Origin of the sequence: Pasteurella testudinis DSM 23072, assembly GCF_900176075.1 — a bacterium.
Taxonomy (GTDB): domain Bacteria; phylum Pseudomonadota; class Gammaproteobacteria; order Enterobacterales; family Pasteurellaceae; genus Chelonobacter; species Chelonobacter testudinis.
In genome coordinates this window covers 45,390-63,977 of record NZ_FWWV01000004.1, presented here as the reverse complement: position 1 = coordinate 63,977, position 18,588 = coordinate 45,390, and the positions used below count along the sequence as shown (strand labels likewise).

General features: G+C 47.1%; 16 protein-coding genes and 1 pseudogene. 2 read left to right on the top strand and 15 right to left on the bottom strand.

Annotated features, from left to right (window positions below):
- Positions 1–168 precede the first annotated feature (168 nt).
- The 3 genes from B8880_RS03520 to B8880_RS03510 all read right to left on the bottom strand — a co-directional run bounded on the left by B8880_RS03520 (position 169) and on the right by B8880_RS03510 (position 2,226).
- Entirely contained in the window at positions 169–1,161 is a 993-nt protein-coding gene (locus B8880_RS03520; protein ID WP_084256035.1) for an ABC transporter substrate-binding protein, read from the bottom strand.
- A gap of 170 nt (positions 1,162–1,331) precedes the next feature.
- A complete protein-coding gene (locus B8880_RS03515) occupies positions 1,332–1,577 on the bottom strand; it encodes a hypothetical protein (protein WP_084256034.1) in 246 nt (81 codons plus the stop codon).
- Complete coding sequence (locus B8880_RS03510; RefSeq protein WP_084256033.1) at positions 1,558–2,226, bottom strand: hypothetical protein; 669 nt, start codon at positions 2,224–2,226, stop codon at positions 1,558–1,560. Before B8880_RS03510 ends, B8880_RS03515 begins: the two co-directional genes overlap by 20 nt.
- A gap of 410 nt (positions 2,227–2,636) precedes the next feature.
- Here B8880_RS03510 and trhP point away from each other — a divergent pair, with 410 nt between their 5' ends.
- The gene (trhP, locus tag B8880_RS03505) at positions 2,637–4,022 is read left to right on the top strand and encodes a prephenate-dependent tRNA uridine(34) hydroxylase TrhP (RefSeq protein ID WP_084256032.1); all 1,386 of its coding nucleotides are present in this window, start codon (positions 2,637–2,639) and stop codon (positions 4,020–4,022) included.
- 153 nt (positions 4,023–4,175) lie between these two features.
- Here trhP and B8880_RS03500 read toward each other — a convergent pair whose 3' ends face one another.
- From B8880_RS03500 to B8880_RS03470, 7 genes are all read right to left on the bottom strand, one after another.
- Positions 4,176–4,862: a DUF554 domain-containing protein gene (locus tag B8880_RS03500; RefSeq protein WP_208610884.1), complete on the bottom strand. Its 687-nt coding sequence runs from the start codon at positions 4,860–4,862 to the stop codon at positions 4,176–4,178.
- Between the two features lie 15 nt (positions 4,863–4,877).
- A complete protein-coding gene (locus tag B8880_RS03495) occupies positions 4,878–6,233 on the bottom strand; it encodes an anti-phage deoxyguanosine triphosphatase (RefSeq protein ID WP_084256031.1) in 1,356 nt (451 codons plus the stop codon).
- 71 nt (positions 6,234–6,304) lie between these two features.
- Entirely contained in the window at positions 6,305–6,901 is a 597-nt protein-coding gene (gene yfbR, locus B8880_RS03490; protein ID WP_084256030.1) for a 5'-deoxynucleotidase, read from the bottom strand.
- Between the two features lie 113 nt (positions 6,902–7,014).
- On the bottom strand, positions 7,015–7,920 hold the full coding sequence (locus B8880_RS03485; protein ID WP_159460712.1) for an OmpA family protein: 906 nt from the start codon (positions 7,918–7,920) through the stop codon (positions 7,015–7,017).
- Between the two features lie 324 nt (positions 7,921–8,244).
- The gene (cra, locus tag B8880_RS03480) at positions 8,245–9,261 is read right to left on the bottom strand and encodes a catabolite repressor/activator (RefSeq protein WP_084256028.1); all 1,017 of its coding nucleotides are present in this window, start codon (positions 9,259–9,261) and stop codon (positions 8,245–8,247) included.
- Between the two features lie 95 nt (positions 9,262–9,356).
- A complete protein-coding gene (metG, locus tag B8880_RS03475) occupies positions 9,357–11,393 on the bottom strand; it encodes a methionine--tRNA ligase (RefSeq protein ID WP_084256027.1) in 2,037 nt (678 codons plus the stop codon).
- Between the two features lie 102 nt (positions 11,394–11,495).
- Entirely contained in the window at positions 11,496–12,158 is a 663-nt protein-coding gene (locus B8880_RS03470) for a Fic family protein (protein ID WP_244165596.1), read from the bottom strand.
- Positions 12,159–12,336: 178 nt separating this feature from the next.
- On the opposite strand from B8880_RS03470, the gene apbC reads away from it, so the two are divergent.
- Positions 12,337–13,452: an iron-sulfur cluster carrier protein ApbC gene (apbC, locus tag B8880_RS03465; RefSeq protein ID WP_084256025.1), complete on the top strand. Its 1,116-nt coding sequence runs from the start codon at positions 12,337–12,339 to the stop codon at positions 13,450–13,452.
- Positions 13,453–13,527: 75 nt separating this feature from the next.
- On the opposite strand, the pseudogene B8880_RS03460 reads toward apbC, so the two are convergent.
- The 5 genes and pseudogenes from B8880_RS03460 to lolD all read right to left on the bottom strand — a co-directional run bounded on the left by B8880_RS03460 (position 13,528) and on the right by lolD (position 18,583).
- Positions 13,528–14,762, bottom strand: a pseudogene (locus tag B8880_RS03460) (DUF711 family protein).
- Between the two features lie 113 nt (positions 14,763–14,875).
- A complete protein-coding gene (locus tag B8880_RS03455) occupies positions 14,876–15,094 on the bottom strand; it encodes a DUF1107 family protein (RefSeq protein WP_084256024.1) in 219 nt (72 codons plus the stop codon).
- Positions 15,095–15,279: 185 nt separating this feature from the next.
- On the bottom strand, positions 15,280–16,338 hold the full coding sequence (aroG, locus tag B8880_RS03450) for a 3-deoxy-7-phosphoheptulonate synthase AroG (RefSeq protein ID WP_084256023.1): 1,059 nt from the start codon (positions 16,336–16,338) through the stop codon (positions 15,280–15,282).
- 288 nt (positions 16,339–16,626) lie between these two features.
- Positions 16,627–17,880 (bottom strand): lipoprotein-releasing ABC transporter permease subunit LolE, encoded by a 1,254-nt coding sequence (gene lolE, locus B8880_RS03445; protein ID WP_084256022.1) that lies wholly within the window; start codon positions 17,878–17,880, stop codon positions 16,627–16,629.
- A gap of 10 nt (positions 17,881–17,890) precedes the next feature.
- On the bottom strand, positions 17,891–18,583 hold the full coding sequence (gene lolD / locus B8880_RS03440) for a lipoprotein-releasing ABC transporter ATP-binding protein LolD (RefSeq protein WP_084256021.1): 693 nt from the start codon (positions 18,581–18,583) through the stop codon (positions 17,891–17,893).
- Positions 18,584–18,588: the final 5 nt, after the last annotated feature.

The following is an 18,588-nucleotide window of genomic DNA, read 5'->3' as shown; positions in this document are numbered from 1 at the left end:
CCTTATTAGATAATTCGGTTCGACGATGATATTTACTATAAGGGAGGATTTTATATCCTCCCTTAATATTTAACTTCGATCAGCGTCAAAACCGCTCAACCCTACTTAAACATTGCAGCTTAACCGATGCGGCCTAGCCGCTGTCGGCTCAGATATTCCCTTATCAGATTATTGTGCGTTTACCACTCTGGTCGCGTTATCCAACAACGTTTGCGGAATGGTAACGCCTTGCAGTTGTCCGGCTTGCGGATTGAGGTAAAGATCCAAATCGTCCATTCTCGTGGTTTCCAAATCACTCACTTTCACGCCACGCAAAACCTGCGCCGCCATCTTGCCGGTTTCCACCCCGATATTGTATTGATTGGTTGCCAATGCCGCAATCGCACCACGCTCAACCGAGCCGAAATCCGCCGCAATCAACGGAATTTTATTTTCAACGGCGACTTTATACAGCGCATCATAAGCCGACACCACATTATTATCGGTCGAGGTGTAAATCACCTGCACCTTGCCGACCAAACTGCGCGCTGCGGTGCTGATGTCAATCGTGCGTTGCGCCGGCACCGCCAACACGCTGATTCCCTCTTTTTCCGCCGCCGCTTTCAACATCTCCAACACCGCGACCGAATTCGCTTCGCCCGGGCTGTACACATAACCGATCGTTTTGACATTCGGTACCAAGGTGCGGATCAAATCCACTTGCGGCTCCAACGGAATCTGATCGGAAACTCCGGCGACATTACCTGCATTTTTGCCCCATTGTTTGACCAATTTTGCCGCCAAAGGATCGGTGATCGCACTGAAAACCACCGGAATCTGGCGAGTTGCCGCCGCCACCGGCTGCGCACTCGGCGTGGTAATCGGAATGATCACTGCCGGATTGTCGCCAACGAATTTACGCGCGATTTGTCCGGCGGTGGCGGAACTGCCCTGCGCATTTTGGTAATCAATCTTAATCGTTTTACCGTCGACGAACCCCTCGTTGGCTAACTGATCGACAATCCCTTTGCGAATTTCCTCCAATGCCGGATGTTCGACAATCGTGGTAATCGCCACTTTCTGCGGCGCTGCCTCTGCCGCGATTGCGCCGTTCATCACTGCCAAACCGCCAAGTGCGGTCACGATTAATGCTTTTGCTGCCAATGTTTTTACCAATTTCATGGATAACGTCCTTTCCTCTCGTTATTTATCACAGACCGTACCACTGTACTAGTTTGCTAGTATAATCGTTTTTTGGATAAATTCAACGGCCGTTACCGCACTTTTCATAAAAAAGGACCGATCCCGACGCAATGTCAAGACCAGTCCTTTGCAGGGTACTCTGTCAGCGCTTACAAAATTTCACCGCTTGGCATATCCGGCTCTACGGCAGGGAGCACATCAGTCGAATAATAAACAGTCTCGTCAGCAAAACCGACTGTCGGGTTGTTATCCTCAAAAGCAGGTAATGTCGGCTCACTTTCGATCCGACTACTGCTACTGTTCAACATCGCCAACGACATATCATCAACCATCGACGAATCAAAATCCACCGTCGCCATCGATTCATTGTCAGCATTATAACTCACTAATACCATAAAAAAGATCCGACAGCCGCATTTCACCGTCCACCATTGGCAGGTTGCTTGAATTGATGGTTCTGTCCGCCGCTAAATCCGGCGTGGCAAAACTCTCGGTATTCAATGTATAGCTCAACGGCAAGGCATGATCAATATTGTATGCGTACGCAGAATTGTCCGAAGAAATCGGATTAATTTCCTCACTGACAAAATCGGCAACCGCACTTTCGTATGTTGGCAGCAAGCCGTCATGAGCCGAGTTCACGCCTCGCTCCGCCACAGGCTCATCATTTTCAACAGCAGAAATAACGGAGGAGTCATCTACCATAGGCAATGTACAAACCATATTCAAGTGCGGTTTATCACCGTCATCGGCTTGCGATACAGGCTCCACAGGTGAAAATTTTTCCTCCAGAATCCAGCGCATATCGGCAAAACCGTTGCTGACCATCGTACCGAGATTATCTGCCATATTTTCCCAAAAATCAGGGCGATCGCCGGCAATCAGCGCATGCTCAAAAATATTAGAACCGCTCAACGGTGCATAGGCCGCCGAATCCCCTTGCACCGAGCCATCCAAATCAAACAGCGTATCATTACGACTGTTTAAAATCCAATTAGGCATCATCGCCCACACTGCCTTTCCAGTATTGAACTCATTTTTCATAACAAAGTCCTTTAATCATTAAATAGATATAAAATCTCTGGTTATATCCCAACCAAAATAAAAACATGATGAAATAGTTTCAATTTGTTACTATAACCTAACAAGAGTAATTCTATCTCAATCGATCCAAGATTTCGCCGAAAATTACACAAAAAATAACTATTCACATTAAAAAAATAAATCATACGCTACTTTCAAATAAAAATGACATCAATTTTGTAGCATAAATACAACAAAATAAAAAACCTACTGATATTAATTGATTTTCACTACCACCTACTTCCAAGACAACCCTGTTATCAAGCCGAAGCAAAACCCAACTTGCACAAAAAATAGCAACAGGATAAAATCGCCGCTTGATTTATACCGCACTTGGTATAACCTGACCTGACATCAGACAAGAGAAATTTATGACCACTCAAACGAACTTTACTCCCGAACTGCTCTCTCCGGCCGGTTCGCTTAAAAATATGCGCTATGCGTTTGCTTACGGCGCCGATGCGGTGTATGCCGGACAGCCGCGTTACAGCCTGCGGGTGCGCAACAATGAATTTAATCACGCTAACCTGAAAATCGGGATCGATGAAGCTCACGCACTGGGCAAGAAGTTTTATGTGGTGGTGAATATCGCTCCGCACAACTCCAAACTGAAAACCTTTATCCGCGATTTGCAGCCGGTGATTGACATGAAGCCCGACGCACTGATTATGTCCGATCCCGGCTTAATTATGCTGGTGCGCGAGCATTTTCCCGAGATGGATATTCACCTCTCCGTACAGGCTAACGCCGTCAATTGGGCAAGTGTGAAATTTTGGCACCAAATGGGGTTGACCCGTGTGATTTTATCGCGCGAATTATCCCTTGATGAAATCGCCGAAATCCGTCAGCAAGTACCGGAAATCGAACTGGAAATTTTTGTGCACGGTGCGCTCTGTATGGCCTATTCCGGGCGTTGCCTGCTGTCCGGCTACATCAATAAGCGTGATCCGAACCAAGGCACTTGTACCAATGCCTGCCGCTGGGAATATAACGTGAAAGAAGGGCAAGAAGACGAAATCGGCAATGTGGTAAACCAAGTTGATCCAAGCCAACTGATTGATGTCAAAAATGTTGCACCGACTTTAGGCGAAGGGCAACCGACTGATAAAGTCTATCTGCTGACCGAATCACAACGTCCTGAAGAAGAAATGACCGCATTTGAGGACGAACACGGCACTTATATCATGAATTCCAAAGATTTAAGAGCGGTACAGCACGTTGAAAAGCTGACCGCACTTGGTGTGCATTCGTTGAAAATCGAGGGGCGTACCAAATCGTTTTACTATTGCGCGCGCACCGCACAAGTTTACCGCAAGGCGATTGACGATGCGGTTGCCGGCAAGCCGTTTGACGAATCGCTGATGCAAACCTTGGAATCGCTGGCACATCGCGGCTATACCGAAGGTTTTTTACGCCGCCATACCCATGATGAATACCAAAATTATGATTACGGCTACTCGATCTCCGAGCGGCAACAGTTTGTCGGTGAATTTACCGGCGTACGCAAAGCGGGCTTGGCGGAAGTGGCGGTGAAAAATAAATTTCTGCTCGGCGACGAAGTGGAGCTGATGACTCCGAAAGGCAATATCGTGTTTAAAATTAATAAGATGTTAAATCGTAAAAATGAAGCGGTTGAGGTTGCGCCCGGTGACGGTCATTTTGTGTTTTTAGATGTGCCGCAAGACATTGATCTAAATTATGCTTTGCTGATGCGCAATTTGGTTGACAGCACCACCCGCAATCCACATAACAAATAAATTCATCTTAAATTTAACCAAATATGTCATATTTGTTATTGATTTGTGAAATTTGTTGTGTATAATAGCGGCATACCCTAAAAAAGTATGACTCCAAATATATTTTGCCCTTCCTTGCGAAGGGCTTTTTTTTGCTTGCAATATGAGCAAACGCTACAGGAAAAGCGAAAATAGAATGGCCAACAATGGCGCGAAGATAAAGTTCGCCACGCGGATTTGGGTAATTTTCAACATATTCAGCGCAATGGCCAAAATCAGCAAGCCGCCGACACAGCTCATCTCGGCAATTGCCCGTTCAGAAAGATAAGGACTGATCAAGCTGGCTGTAAGAACGATCAAGCCTTGATAAAGTAGGATAGGAATAGCTGAAAATGCTACGCCGATCCCCATTGTCGAAGCAAAAACAATCGACACCATGCCGTCAATGACCGCTTTGGCATATAATGTTTGATGGTTGCCGGCCAAACCGCTTTCCAGCGAACCGACCATTCCCATTGCGCCGACACAAAACAACAGCGACGCATTGACAAAGCCTTCGGAAATGGACAACTGCCCTTTGCCGCGATTGATCTTCTCCTGCAACCAGTCGCCAAGTGCGGTCAATTTGTTATCAATTTTTAACCATTCGCCGATAATCGCGGCGGTGACGACTGATAACACAATAATAAAAATATTGCCGCCGCCCACCAGATTTTGTACTGCGACATACAACACACACAAGGCCAAACCTTGCAAAACGCTATCGATAATATGCGCTTTTGCCCTATTAGCCAGCAGACTGCCGAGAATGCCGCCGACAACCACCAGTATTGCATTCACGATCACGCCCGATAAAATCATAATCAGTCTTATCCTTTATAATTGTTGATAAACTTTCAGAGCGTAAGCATCGGACATGCCGGCGATATAATCGCAGATAACGCGCTTTTTATCTGGCTCGACCGCACTTTGCCAACGTTTTGCGGTATTTGGCGGCAGTAGGCGTTGCGGATCCGATTCGAAAATTTGAAACAATTCAGTCAAAATCCGCTGTCCTTTGTACTCGATCCGCTGGGTATCCACATGACAGATCACATATTGCCATACAAATTTTTTCAGCACCGTCAGCACCTCAACAACTTCCGGCGGCAGCTCGGCGTTGTAACGCAATAGCGGCTCTTGCAAATTGTGATTGATTTTCCAGCGGGCGGAAGTAATAAAATAGTTCACCAGCGCTCCAATCGCATTTTTGCGCTGGTAGTGGTGTTCGGAAAACAATTTGTCGCTCAGTTGGTCAATATTTTGTCGAATCCATAACGACTGACAGGCGCTCAGCTGCACATGCGCCTGTTGCCACTGTTGCAAACTGACCACGCCGACCACAATCGCATCTTCTAAATCATGCACCGCATAGGCAATGTCATCCGCCAGTTCCATAATGCTGCAATCCAAAGATTTATACACGGTTTTCAGGCTGTCTTGCGGCGTTTGGCGCGCTTGTTGAAAACGGCAGAATTCTTGTTTATCAACCGTACTCAGCGGCGCCAATAGCCAATCGAATACCGCCAAATCATCACGAAACAGCCCTTTGCCCGGTTTCCAGCTACGCATACTGATATAACGCGGATCACTCAAGTGCGGTTGCGGCTGGCATTTCGTATATTGCGGTGACGCTTGATCTAAAATCGTCGGGTATTTCACCACGCCCAAAATGGCTCGACGCGTTAAATTCATGCCAGCTTTTTCAGTATAGGGTTCCAGTTTGGTGATCAGCCGAAAAGTCTGCGCATTGCCCTCAAAGCCGCCGGCTTGCGCCATCATATAATTTAACGCCACTTCTCCGCCGTGTCCGAACGGCGGATGGCCGATGTCATGGGCAAAACAGAGCGTTTCGATCAAGCTGATCGGCGGTAACAACGGTTTCAACATTTTTTGCAGTTCATTTTCCGCTTTGTTTAGCGCCGCCGATAACGCCTGAAACGGCTCGATTAAGCTCAATTGCGCCGCCAAGCTGCTACCGATTTGCGCCACTTCCAAGGAATGGGTTAATCGCGTACGGTAAAAATCATTTTCGCCGACCGCATGAATCTGGGTTTTTGCCTGCAAACAGCGGAATGCAGCCGAATGCAGAATCCGCCCGCGATCCCGTTGAAACGGCGAACGGTGATCATGCTCGCGCTTCGGATCATCAATATAACGTTGTTTCCAATCTTTTTTAATTTGAATCGTCATAGCATTCCTTTTTAAACCGCACTTTTAGCCGTTCTTTCAACCGCACTTTCAACACCATTTTTTACCATAGGTTACCACGTCAATTCGTCTAACGCCCGCCCGAAGCTCGGCACGAATACCGCCAGAAAATACTGCATTTCTTCGCTTTTCCAATCCTGCATCAAATTTTCCAAGCGTTTCAAGGCCGGTATAAACTCCTGATTACCATGTTCCAATTCAGTACGGGCTTTGATATAGGCGCAGATCAAATCCGCCTGTTTCACAATATGTTTATCTTGTTTGCTGATCAGCTCGGCGCACAGCAACGGCGCAAACTCGGCTTGCAGATCCTGCGGCAGCAGCGAAAGCAGATGTTTTTCGGCGGCGATTTCAATCTGTTTATAGGCTTGGGTGATTTCCTGATTAAAATATTTCACCGGTGTCGGCAAGTCGCCGGTAAAAATTTCACTGCTGTCATGATACATCGCAATCAACGCGATCCGCTCCGGATTAACCGTACCGTTAAAAAATTTATTTTTAATCACTGCCAACGCATGCGCCACAAATGCGACCTGCAAGCTGTGCTCCGCTAAATTTTCTTTATCAATATTGCGCATTAACGACCAGCGCTGAATCAGTTTCAAACGATCCAGACAAGCAAAAAAATGGCTGGTTTTAGTATTGAACATACCGCATAAGTCCTCATATAAAAAAATCTCTCTTTGCAAGCTATATGTTATGCTGAATCAGGAATAACATACAGAAAAAAGAGAGATTATAAGCGTATTTTAAGTTATTAAATTTACTGAATGGAATAGACCGTAACCTCTACCCGTCGGTTAGCTTGGTCACAGGCTTCCCGCATTTTGGCATCCGACGGATTTCTGGCGGCGCAATTTTTTGCGATCAATTGTTGTGCGCCGTAGCCGGTCACTTCCATCGGGAATTGCACGCCTTCTCGCTGCAACAAATTAAGTACGGTTTTTGCTCGGTCTGCGGATAATTTTCGACTGACTTTCTGGCTCTCGCCGGGCGCACTGTGGCCACTGATTACAATATGACTGATTTGACGTTGATCCAAATGTTTCAAGTCTTTTGCCAGCTCCAGAATCTCGCTTTCGCCTTCCGGCTGCATACCGGCTAAATCGCCTCTGTTGGTTTGAAACAACGTTTTTGCCGACAAGGCGAAATTTTGCAAGACGGTTTTTTCACGACAGAAACTGGCCGGTGCGACTCGTGAAAGCGTCTGTTTCTGTACCGGCATGCTGAGAATCTCTTTTTCGCCAGTCGCCGCGTCAACCCGCTGAAGCTCAGGTTCCCCTTTTGGATTGGCGATGATTTTGATAAAACTGCTTTGTTGTGACGGAATCGTGTAATAAACCCCGTCACCTCTATCGATAAACTCATTATTGCTGCTAAAAGCCGTGCTAAACAGGTGCGTCTGTGCACATAACGAAACCGCTTTATAATGGTTCTCCAGCAATGATCCGTGATAATCGCCATCAACATATACATTCACTGCAGGTCCGCCAATCGCTCCGGCTTCGCGATAAAAAATGACTTGAGACTGATTTTTATCCAGCTTTTGGGCATTAAAAAAATCAGATGTGTATACCGACCATTTTTCAAATAATGCTGTCTGCTGCGCTTGCGCCACACCAACATTCCATGCCAACGCCATTACCAGAGGAGTAATGATTTTCTTCATATAAGACCTAAGTTTATTGTATTTATTAAGATATTTTATCGGATTCCGTGATCGGACAACTACGCCTACCATACCGATACTCATCTTCGCCGACACTATCATTTCAGCTATGACACCAAACCGCACTTTTCTTTTACAAGAATACTTCCTATAGCACGATCCATTCTAAGTTTTTATCACTTAGTTTCCAAGCAAAAATAACCCTTAAAGTGCGGTTTCATTCTCTTAGGTTTACAAAAACAGAGATTTCAAAAAGATGGCATTTCTTATCCATTACATTCCAAGGCTGAATCTAGACAATATTTTCTCAACGCCGCTGTTTTATTACGCTGATCCTTTGCTGAAAATCTTACGCCGCACCCAAACCGGATACGCTTGTGCGTTGCGTTGTCTTTTGGCATCGCTTTTTACAATGCTTTGCTGCACTGCCAACAATAAATTTTCTGCGATCTCGTCATAAGGTTGAACGGCACTGATAACCCGATTCGGCAGCAATTCCAGCATTTGTTGATCACCAAATGTGGCGATCGTCAATTGTGGCGGAATTCGCCCTTGTTGCTGTAACAACACCTGAAATACGCCTTGCAGCAGCGTCAGCGAAGTGATAAACAATGCGTCAGGCAGCTGGTTTTGCCGTAACCATTCACTGAACGCCGTCATCGCCGATTCACGGGTAAAGTGCGGTGCGTACAGATAATCCACTTGCAAAGTTTGCTGCTCGACGCTTTGGACGCTTTGTCGGAATCCGGCTTCCCGTTGTCGGCTGATCGGAAATTCTTGCCGCGCTCCAAAATAGAGAACCGATTTGGCATTTCCTTGCCGCAGCAACTGTTGCGCCAAATAACTACTGTCTTCCCTATCATGATACAAAATATTAATATCATTCACATTATTGGCCTTGCGGTCGAAACCGATAATGGGTACATCACTGCTCTGCCGATAAAAATCATCATCATCGGTCAAAGCGGTTGAGATCACCAAGGCATCAATTTTGCGCGCTAATAATTGCTTGGCACACTGCTTCTCGTTTTCCGGATCATCATTCGAACAAGAGATAAACAACTGATAACCGACTTTGCGGCACAGCGCCTCGAAACGCATTGCAATTTTGGCATAACTGATGTTTTCCAAATCCGGAATAATCAAACCGATCGTGTTGGTATGCCCGGCACGCAGCCCTGCCGCCACCGGATTCGGTTTGAAATTATGCTCATTCACCACCGCCATCACTTTTTCGATCGTGCGGTCACTGACCCGATGTTGCTTTGCCTTGCCGTTAATCACATAACTCACGGTGGTGCGCGAAACGCCGGCTAATTTTGCTACTTCGTCTAGTTTCATGGATATTTCCCTTAATACAACAAAATAGAAATAGAATACAACTTATCCAAATACACAAAACCGCACTTTCATTCACGATAAGTGCGGCTGGTTGCTTATTTCACACGCATTCCCGGGGTGGCGCCGTCGTCCGGTGACAGCACAAAGATTTCGCTGCCGCCCGGTCCAGCGGCGAGTACCATACCTTCTGAGACACCAAATTTCATTTTACGCGGTGCGAGGTTGGCAACCATCACGGTTAAGCGCCCTTCCAGATCTTCCGGTTTATATGCAGATTTAATCCCGGCGAACACTTGGCGGGTTTCGCTGCCGATGTCTAACGTCAACTTCAATAATTTATTGGCTTCCGGCACGGCTTCTGCTTTGACGATTTTCGCCACGCGCAGATCGATTTTGGCAAAATCATCAATTGAAATGGTCTCGGCAATCGGTTCAATGTTCGATTTTTCCGTTGTTTTTACTACTGTTGGCGGTGCTAACTGAGCATTTTCCACTTTTGACAACTCCACTAACTCATCAATTTGCTTGCTGTCTAAACGGCTGAATAGGGCTTTGAACGGGGCGATTTCGTGTGCCAGCAACGGCGTGGACAGACTGTCCCACGTCAGTTCAGTTTGTAAAAAGGCCTCCGCGCGTGCCGCCAGTTGCGGCAACACCGGTTTCAGATAACCGATTAAAATACGGAACATTTCGATCCCCATTGAGCAGATATGCTGCAATTCCTGATCTTTGCCCTCTTCCTTTGCCACCACCCACGGCGCTTTGTCGTCCACATATTTATTGGCTTTGTCTGCCAACGCCATAATCTCGCGGATCGCTTTGCCGTATTCACGGTTTTCAAAATAGTTGGCAATCGTTTCCGACGCTTGGCTAAACTCTGCCAATAATTGCGGATTTTCTAAGGTTGCCGCCAATTTGCCGCCAAAACGTTTCTGGATAAAACCGGCATTGCGCGAAGCAAGATTCACCACTTTATTGACAATGTCCGCATTCACCCGTTGTACGAAATCTTGCAGGTTCAAATCCAAGTCATCAATGCGGTGGCTCAGTTTGGCGGCATAGTAATAGCGCAGATATTCCGGATCAAGCAGTTTCAGATAGGTCGATGCCTGAATGAAAGTACCGCGCGATTTCGACATTTTTTCGCCGTTGACCGTCACATAGCCATGCACAAAAATATTGGTCGGTTTGCGGTAATCACTGCCTTCCAACATCGCCGGCCAGAACAGGCTGTGGAAATACATAATATCTTTGCCGATAAAATGGTACAGCTCGGTTGTGCTGTCTTTGTGCCAAAATTCGTCGAAATTCAAGCCTTCGCGATCACACAGATTTTTGAACGACGCCATATAGCCGATCGGCGCGTCCAGCCAAACATAAAAATATTTGCCCGCCGCATCGGGAATTTCAAAGCCGAAATACGGCGCATCGCGGGTGATGTCCCATTGCTGCAAACCGGCTTCGAACCACTCCTGCATTTTGTTCGCCACTTCTTGTTGCAACGAGCCGGAACGAATCCAACTTTTCAACATCGCCTCAAAACTCGGCAAATCGAAGAAAAAGTGTTCCGAGGCTTTCATCACCGGCGTTGCGCCGGACACCACCGAACGCGGATTAATCAGTTCGGTCGGGCTGTAGGTCGCCGAACAGACTTCGCAGTTGTCACCGTACTGATCTTCCGCTTTACATTTCGGGCAAGTGCCTTTCACGAAACGATCCGGCAAGAACATGCCTTTTTGCGGATCATACAATTGCGAAATGGTGCGGCTTTTAATAAAACCGTTGCTTTTCAGTTTAGTGTAAATCGCTTGCGACAAAGTGCGGTTTTCTTCGCTGTGGGTGGAATGGTAGTTGTCGAAACTGATGTTAAATCCGTCAAAATCCGCTTTATGTTCGCTTTTCACCTGTTCAATCAGCTGCTCCGGCGTAATGCCCAGTTGGTCGGCTTTCAGCATAATCGGCGTGCCGTGCGCATCGTCGGCACAGACAAAATGGATTTCATTGCCGCGCATGCGCTGAAACCGCACCCAAATATCCGCTTGGATATGCTCCAATAAATGACCTAAATGAATCGGACCGTTGGCATACGGCAGGGCGCAAGTCACCAAAATTTTGCGGGCTGAATTTGACATAATTAAAATTGAAATCCTTGTAGAAATATTTTATGGGATAAATAGGTGCAAATTTTAACGCAACACGGCTATTTTTACCAGTTGAACCGCACTTTGGCTACGTTAAAGCATATAGCGTCCCGACTTGGCTAAATCATGTAAAAATGCCAACATCGGCTGCATTTCGTTGGTTTCATAAAATTTTGTCATCTTGCGATCATAGCTACGTTTATTTTTTGCCGGAATACTGACGACCGGACAGCCCGACGACAATAAAAAACCGTTCATCATAATCTGTGCCGTGCGTTTATTGCCGTCGAAAAAAAATTGATAGCGCGCACAATTTAGAAACAACTTAAAGGCTTTGGTTTGCACATCATCTGTTAGTTGCTGAAATTCCGCCATCATCTGGTCAAACAACAAATCCAATTCCTCTGCTTTCGGCGGCGTGTAATGCTCAACCCCTGCAATATAAACTTGTCCGGTTCTAAAATGCCCGACCGATAACGCCTCGCCCTCTGCCAAAATTTTATTGAAATGGACAAAATTAGCTTTACTTAGAGTAAAGCTGTTATTGGCAATTTGACGGTGCAGCTCCTCCCAAGCGGCGGATACACGCAGCACTTGTTCTTGATCGCTTAATTTTCGCCCACCAACGGTAATCCCGTCCAATAAGGTTTTGACCTCCGGAAAGGTATAAGGATTGCCTTCTAATTTTGCCATATTGTAAACCAGCTCCGAGTGCATTCGACTGGTGGCAAATAGTAGCTCTTTTTTTGTCATCATTTTTTCCTCATCTAACCGCACTTATAATGCCATGCTTTTAGCCTTTCATAAACGCCGCAAACCGCACTTTCTTCATCTGTCCACTATTTTAACTTAACTCTTCCCGCCAAACATGATTAAATAGCACGGACGAATAAACTGAAAACATCTGTAACCTTATAAAAATAAAGGATTTATTATGGGACTATTTTCCTCTGCCACCGCATTGAGCGACACGCAAAAAAACCAGATTGAACAACTGGTTGCGGATTTTCGTGATCCAACCTTGCAAAAAAATCTGATTGAGCTGAAAGCATTAAAAAAAATCGAACTGGGTGGCGGCACGCTACGCCTTGAATTCACCCTGCCGTTTGCTTGGAACAGCGGCTTTGCACGCTTGAAAACCGCACTTGAGGCGGATTTACGCAAGATCAGCGGCGCAAACGAGATCCGTTGGCAACTGAATTATCAAATCGCCACCCTGAAACGCGCCAACAATCACCCTGCGGTCAACGGCGTGAAAAATATTATTGCCGTCACCTCCGGTAAAGGCGGCGTGGGCAAATCCACCACCGCAGTCAACCTTGCGTTGGCGCTGAAAGCGCAAGGCGCACGGGTCGGGATTTTGGACGCCGATATTTACGGCCCGTCGATTCCGCACATGTTAGGCGCAGAAGATCAACGCCCGACCTCGCCGGACAATAAACATATGGTGGCGATTGAAGCACATGGAATTTTTGCCAATTCCATCGGTTTTCTGATGCCTGCCGATAATGCCACGATTTGGCGCGGCCCGATGGCAAGCAGTGCGCTGAGCCAACTGTTGCAAGAAACCTGGTGGCCGGATCTGGATTATCTGGTAATCGATATGCCGCCGGGTACAGGTGATATCCAATTAACGTTGTCGCAACAGATTCCGGTGACCGGCGCGATCGTCGTGACCACGCCGCAAGATATTGCGCTGCTGGACGCAGTCAAAGGCATTGCGATGTTTGAGAAAGTGTCCGTACCGGTGTTGGGAATCATTGAAAATATGAGTGTACATATCTGCGCCAACTGTGGCCATCATGAAGACATTTTTGGTACGGGCGGCGCGCAAAAAGTGGCGGAAAAATACCATATTGCCGTGTTGGGGCAGATTCCGCTGCATATTCGTCTGCGTGAAGATCTGGATCATGGTACGCCGACCGTTGCCGCTGCGCCGCAAGATGAAATCAGCCAACACTTCCTGCAACTTGCCGAAAGCGTCGCCAGCCAACTGTATTGGCAAGGCAATGTGATTCCGGCGGAGATTATGTTTCGCGAAGTGAAATAATCCACGCTTGCATACCGCACTTTCGCCTTGATTTTTCAGGTTAAAGTGCGGTTTTCTATATTATACCTCTCACCATTACGGCACGGCCAACACCACACAATTGCATAAATCGTCACTTTCAAATTGGGTATGCTCGCCGGCAGACAGCCCCGGCACCGGGAATAAACGCACGGTCAGCGGTTTGTTTAAACGAAATGCCATCGTGCCGGTATCACGCATAATCGCGGTGATTTTTTCCAGCGGCGTATCGCCCTCAATCGGTACGGTGTCCAAACCGATACCGCACACGCTGCTGTAGGTCAGTAAAGCACGGATATCGAATTGTTGCCGGCGTGTGGCTTCTGCCAAACCTTGATCTTCAGTTACCGCCAGCATTAAACCGGAAAAACCGACCGCTTCGACGTTATCCAGCGTTTTAAAGACCCGGGTCAGTAACGCCGACGCCTCGATCGTGCCTGCCGCCCCGAAATACGGCACGCCCAGCAAGCGATAAACCTCAACCATTGAACGGCAATTTTTCGACGGCGCAGCGGAAGTATCCATACCGGCAAAACGCCAGCCGCTGTCCACTTTCGCCAGTTTGACACACTCGTTCACCTGATCAATATGATATTGCAAGGCATTACGCATTGCCTGATAAGCCTGTTGTAAAAAATCGGCGTGGGCTTGTTGTTCCCGTGCGGATTGAATGCTCTCCAATGCCGCCGCCAATAAATCCGGCGTTTCCAAACCGATGACAAAACAGTTACCCAGCTCGCTGCGGTGATAACTTGCGGAAAATAGGGAATCAACGGTTGGCAGTTAAAATTGACCGTGAAGTTAAAATTGCCCTCGCCGCGCGGGGTAATCGCTGCAATTTTCTGTACCGCTTCCGCGCAGTGGCTAATCTGTTGGTTATCCAAAAAGCCGTATTCATCAGCGGCAATATTGACACAGGCGTTGCATAAATCGCCGTAATCTTTGATTAATTCCGGCAGCAACGCAATTTCCGCGGAGGTTTTCGCTTCGCCAATCGCGAAACGGATCCGCAAATCTGAGTCTTGATTCAATTGCAACAACATCGCCTTGATCTCCGCCAAGCCTTGCTTTGCCGTCTCCACGCTGCTGATATTTAAATATTCGGCAAACGGATTGGTCACAATCCGGATTGACTGCACCTGATAACCCCGTTGCTGCAACGACTGCGCCAAGCTATCACATTGTTTTTTCGCTGCGGCAAGTGCGGTCTGCCAAGTATCGGGATTCGCGGATAACGTGGTAAACGTCGTGACCGCGCGCACGCGGCACAATTCGGTTGAAGTCAATGGCATCGGTTTTTCTCTTTTTGTAAATGAATTGTAACATTTATAGCAATAATTGATTGTTAAGACAAGAAAAAACCCGTTATCACTTAAGATAACGGGTCTGTAAATTCAGCTATAAACTAGGTCGCCAACGCTTCCTGTTGCAAATGTTTGATATGCCGGTTGATTTCTGACATTACACCGAATTTGCGTAAATTTTTCACTTTGGGCAGTACGATTTTGCCTTGCTCGAATTCAAATAATCCGACACCACGGATAAAAAAAGTACCGGAAAAAAGAATTTTGACATAACGGGCGATTTGAAAAGGATTGTAGCGTTGAAATACTCTGACTTGCATAATATCTCCTACGGATTTTGCTAGTTTATTTTCTTATTGTTTTGTATCTTGCTGTTTTGCATTCTGCACTACGTTGGACTACTAAAATGAACGTTGGTTCATTTTTTATTTTATACAAAAAGAGCGGTTAAATCTCATTGATTAACCGCTCTTTTTGAAGTGGATCACACTATTTTATCAACCTGTTATTTCAGCGCGCGCCGTGCTTTGACCGCACTTGCCAAATCGCGTAAAACCTGTTCACTATCTGCCCAACCTAAGCAGCTGTCGGTGATACTTTGTCCGTAAACCAACGCTTTATCCGCCACTAAATCTTGGCGACCTTCCACCAAATGACTTTCGATCATCACACCGAAAATTTGGTTCGAACCGTTGGCAATTTGGTTACAAACATCGGCAGAAACATCAAGTTGTTCCTTGAATTTTTTATGGCTGTTGGCATGGCTGAAATCGACCATCACATGTGCTTTTTTGCCGGCTTTAGCTAAGGCTTGGCACACTTCCGCCACCGATTGCGCATCGAAATTGGTATTGTTGTCGCCGCCGCGCAAAATGATATGGCAATCATTATTGCCTTTGGTGGTGACAATCGCCGAGTGTCCGAATTTAGTGACGGACAAGAAATTGTGCGGTGCTTCCGCCGCGCCGATTGCATCGAGCGCAACCCGCACGCTGCCGTTGGTGGCGTTTTTGAAACCCACGCCGCAAGACAGCCCCGAAGCCAGTTCGCGGTGTACTTGCGATTCGGTGGTTCTTGCGCCGATTGCGCCCCAGCTCATAAAATCCGCCACATATTGCGGCGTGATCATATCCAAAAATTCGCCGGCTGCCGGCACGCCCAAATCGTTAATATCCGACAACACTTTGCGCCCAATACGCAAACCGTCGTTGAGTTGATAGCTGTCGTCCAGATACGGATCGTTAATCAAGCCTTTCCAGCCAACGGTGGTACGCGGTTTTTCAAAATAGACGCGCATGATAATTTCCAATTCCCCGCTTAATTCGGCGCGCATTTGTTTAATTTTTTCGGCATATTCCAATGCCGCTTGCGGGTCGTGAATGGAGCAAGGCCCGATAATCACCAGCAAACGATCATCATTACCGTGGATAATCTCATGCGCTTTTTGACGGGTGGATTCAACGGTTTGCACCGCCACATCACTGGCCGGATATTTCTCCAACAACGCTACCGGCGGCAGTAATTGTTGAATATTGGCAATGCGTAAATCGTCGTTCTTATACATCGTGTTGTCCTTAATTCTAAGCAAGAGAGCAAAAGTAAAATTTTATTCAACATATTGATTAATCTATCGATATTTTTGAATTTTCATTGTAGGGACGGATTAACTATCCGCCCGAACCGCACTTTACGCTAATCTACAATCAATTAAATGCTTATACCGAGCTTCGCAAACGGGCGGATAGTTAATCCGCCTCTACTTACTTAGCCGATTCATCAGTAAGTTAAAAATCTGTGTCGAGTCTAACATTTATTTTTGTACTAGTAAACTAGTTCATTGATACATTATCCGTTAATAACTGCTCAACACTTTCGCCGGCTGCAATTTTGCCGCCCGTGCCGCCGGATAAATACTGGCAAGCAGACTTAATATCAATGCCGACAACAATACTAAGCCGACATCTGTCCAGTGTAACTCACTCGGCAAGAAATCAACAAAATAGATGCCGTCGGATAAAATTTGGGTGTCCAACAGCGCTTCAATTGCCTTAATAATATCGGTCAGATTCAACGCCAGCAGCACTCCGAGTACAATCCCGTACAGGCAGCCTTTCATGCCGGACAGCAGACCGTAGCTGATAAAAATCCGACGGATAAAACCGCTGTTTGCGCCCAAAGTGCGCATAATCGCAATATCGCCCTGCTTGTCTTTCACCGCCATAATCAGCGTTGATACAATATTAAAGCACGCCACGCCGATCACCAATACCATCGCAATATACATCACGCTGCGGATCAGCTGAATATCACGGTACATATAGCCGAATTTGCCGAGCCAACTGGTGGCGGTTAGTTGCTGCGGATAATCAATCAAACTGCTGTAATCCATTTGGTTGACCTGAAACGGATCGTGCAGCGCAATTTCAATGCCAATCGCTTGCTGTGCCGTCATGCCGACATATTCGCGTGCGGTTTCAATCGGCAACAAAGCAAAGCTGTGATCCAGTTGTCCGTCCAAGCGCAGAATACCACTGATCGGTAAGCGAAAACGTTTCGGCTGACTGCTGCCGAGATTGTCACCGGCTTGCGACAATAATAGCGACACCGAATCGCCAACCTCAACCTGCAACTCTCTGGCGATCGCTGCGCCCAGAATCAGACCGGATTCAGGGTTAAAATCTGCCCATTGCCGATCCTGCACAAACTGCCCGATTACACTGACTTGATCCTGCAACGATTTTTCCACGCCACGCAACTGCACCACTTTCAAACGGCTGCCGTTTTCGACAAGTGCAGTGAAACTGACATAGGGCGCAATGCCTTTGACAATCGGCTGCGAATCCAGCCGTTGTGCCAACGTTTGCCAATTTTGCAGATAACTCGCTTGGTTGTCGCTTTGATAGGCGTTGATTTCAATATTCGGCACTACCGCCAACACCCGTTGCCGCAATTCGCGTTCAAAACCGTTCATTGCACTCAAGCCGATAATCAGCACCGCCACACCCAATGCGATACCAATCGTGGAAAATGCCGAAATCAGACTGAGCAAGCGGTTGCTTTGTTTGCCACGCTGGTAGCGCCAAGCGATAAAAAACGGAATATTCATCTGACTTCCTCTATTCGGCACGCAACACGCCGTCTTGCATCACCATGCGGCGTGAGAGTTTATTCGCCAGATTCATATCGTGCGTGACCAGCAAAAAGCCAATTTGCTGCTCTCGGTTCAATTGTTGAATCAGTTCGAAAATGCTGTCGGTGGTTTTGCGATCCAAATTGCCGGTCGGTTCGTCCGCCAGCACCAGCGCCGGACGGTTGACCAGCGCGCGCGCAATCGCCACCCGTTGCCGTTCGCCGCCGGAGAGCGCGGAGGGACGGTGCGAAGTGCGGTGTGACAATCCGACCGCACTTAGCATCTGTTCGGCGCGATCTTCGGCTTCGTTTTTATTGTGTTTGCCGATCAGCAGCGGCATCATCACATTTTCCAGTGCGGTGAAATCTGCCATAAGGTGATGGAATTGATAGACAAAACCTAAATAGCGGTTGCGCAATTCCGCCAATTTGTTCGCTGACAGTTTGAACAAATTTTCGCCGTTCAGCACCACTTCGCCGCTGTCGGCACGATCCAGACCGCCCAATAAATGCAACAAGGTACTTTTGCCCGAGCCGGAACTGCCGACAATCGCCACCAGCTCGCCGGCTTGCATCGAAAAACCGACCTGTTTCAACACTTGGGTCTGATTGTCGCCCTCTTGGTAGGATTTGCTTAAATCGTGGCACGCCAAAAGTGCGGTTGCTTGTGTTTCGCTCATAGTTT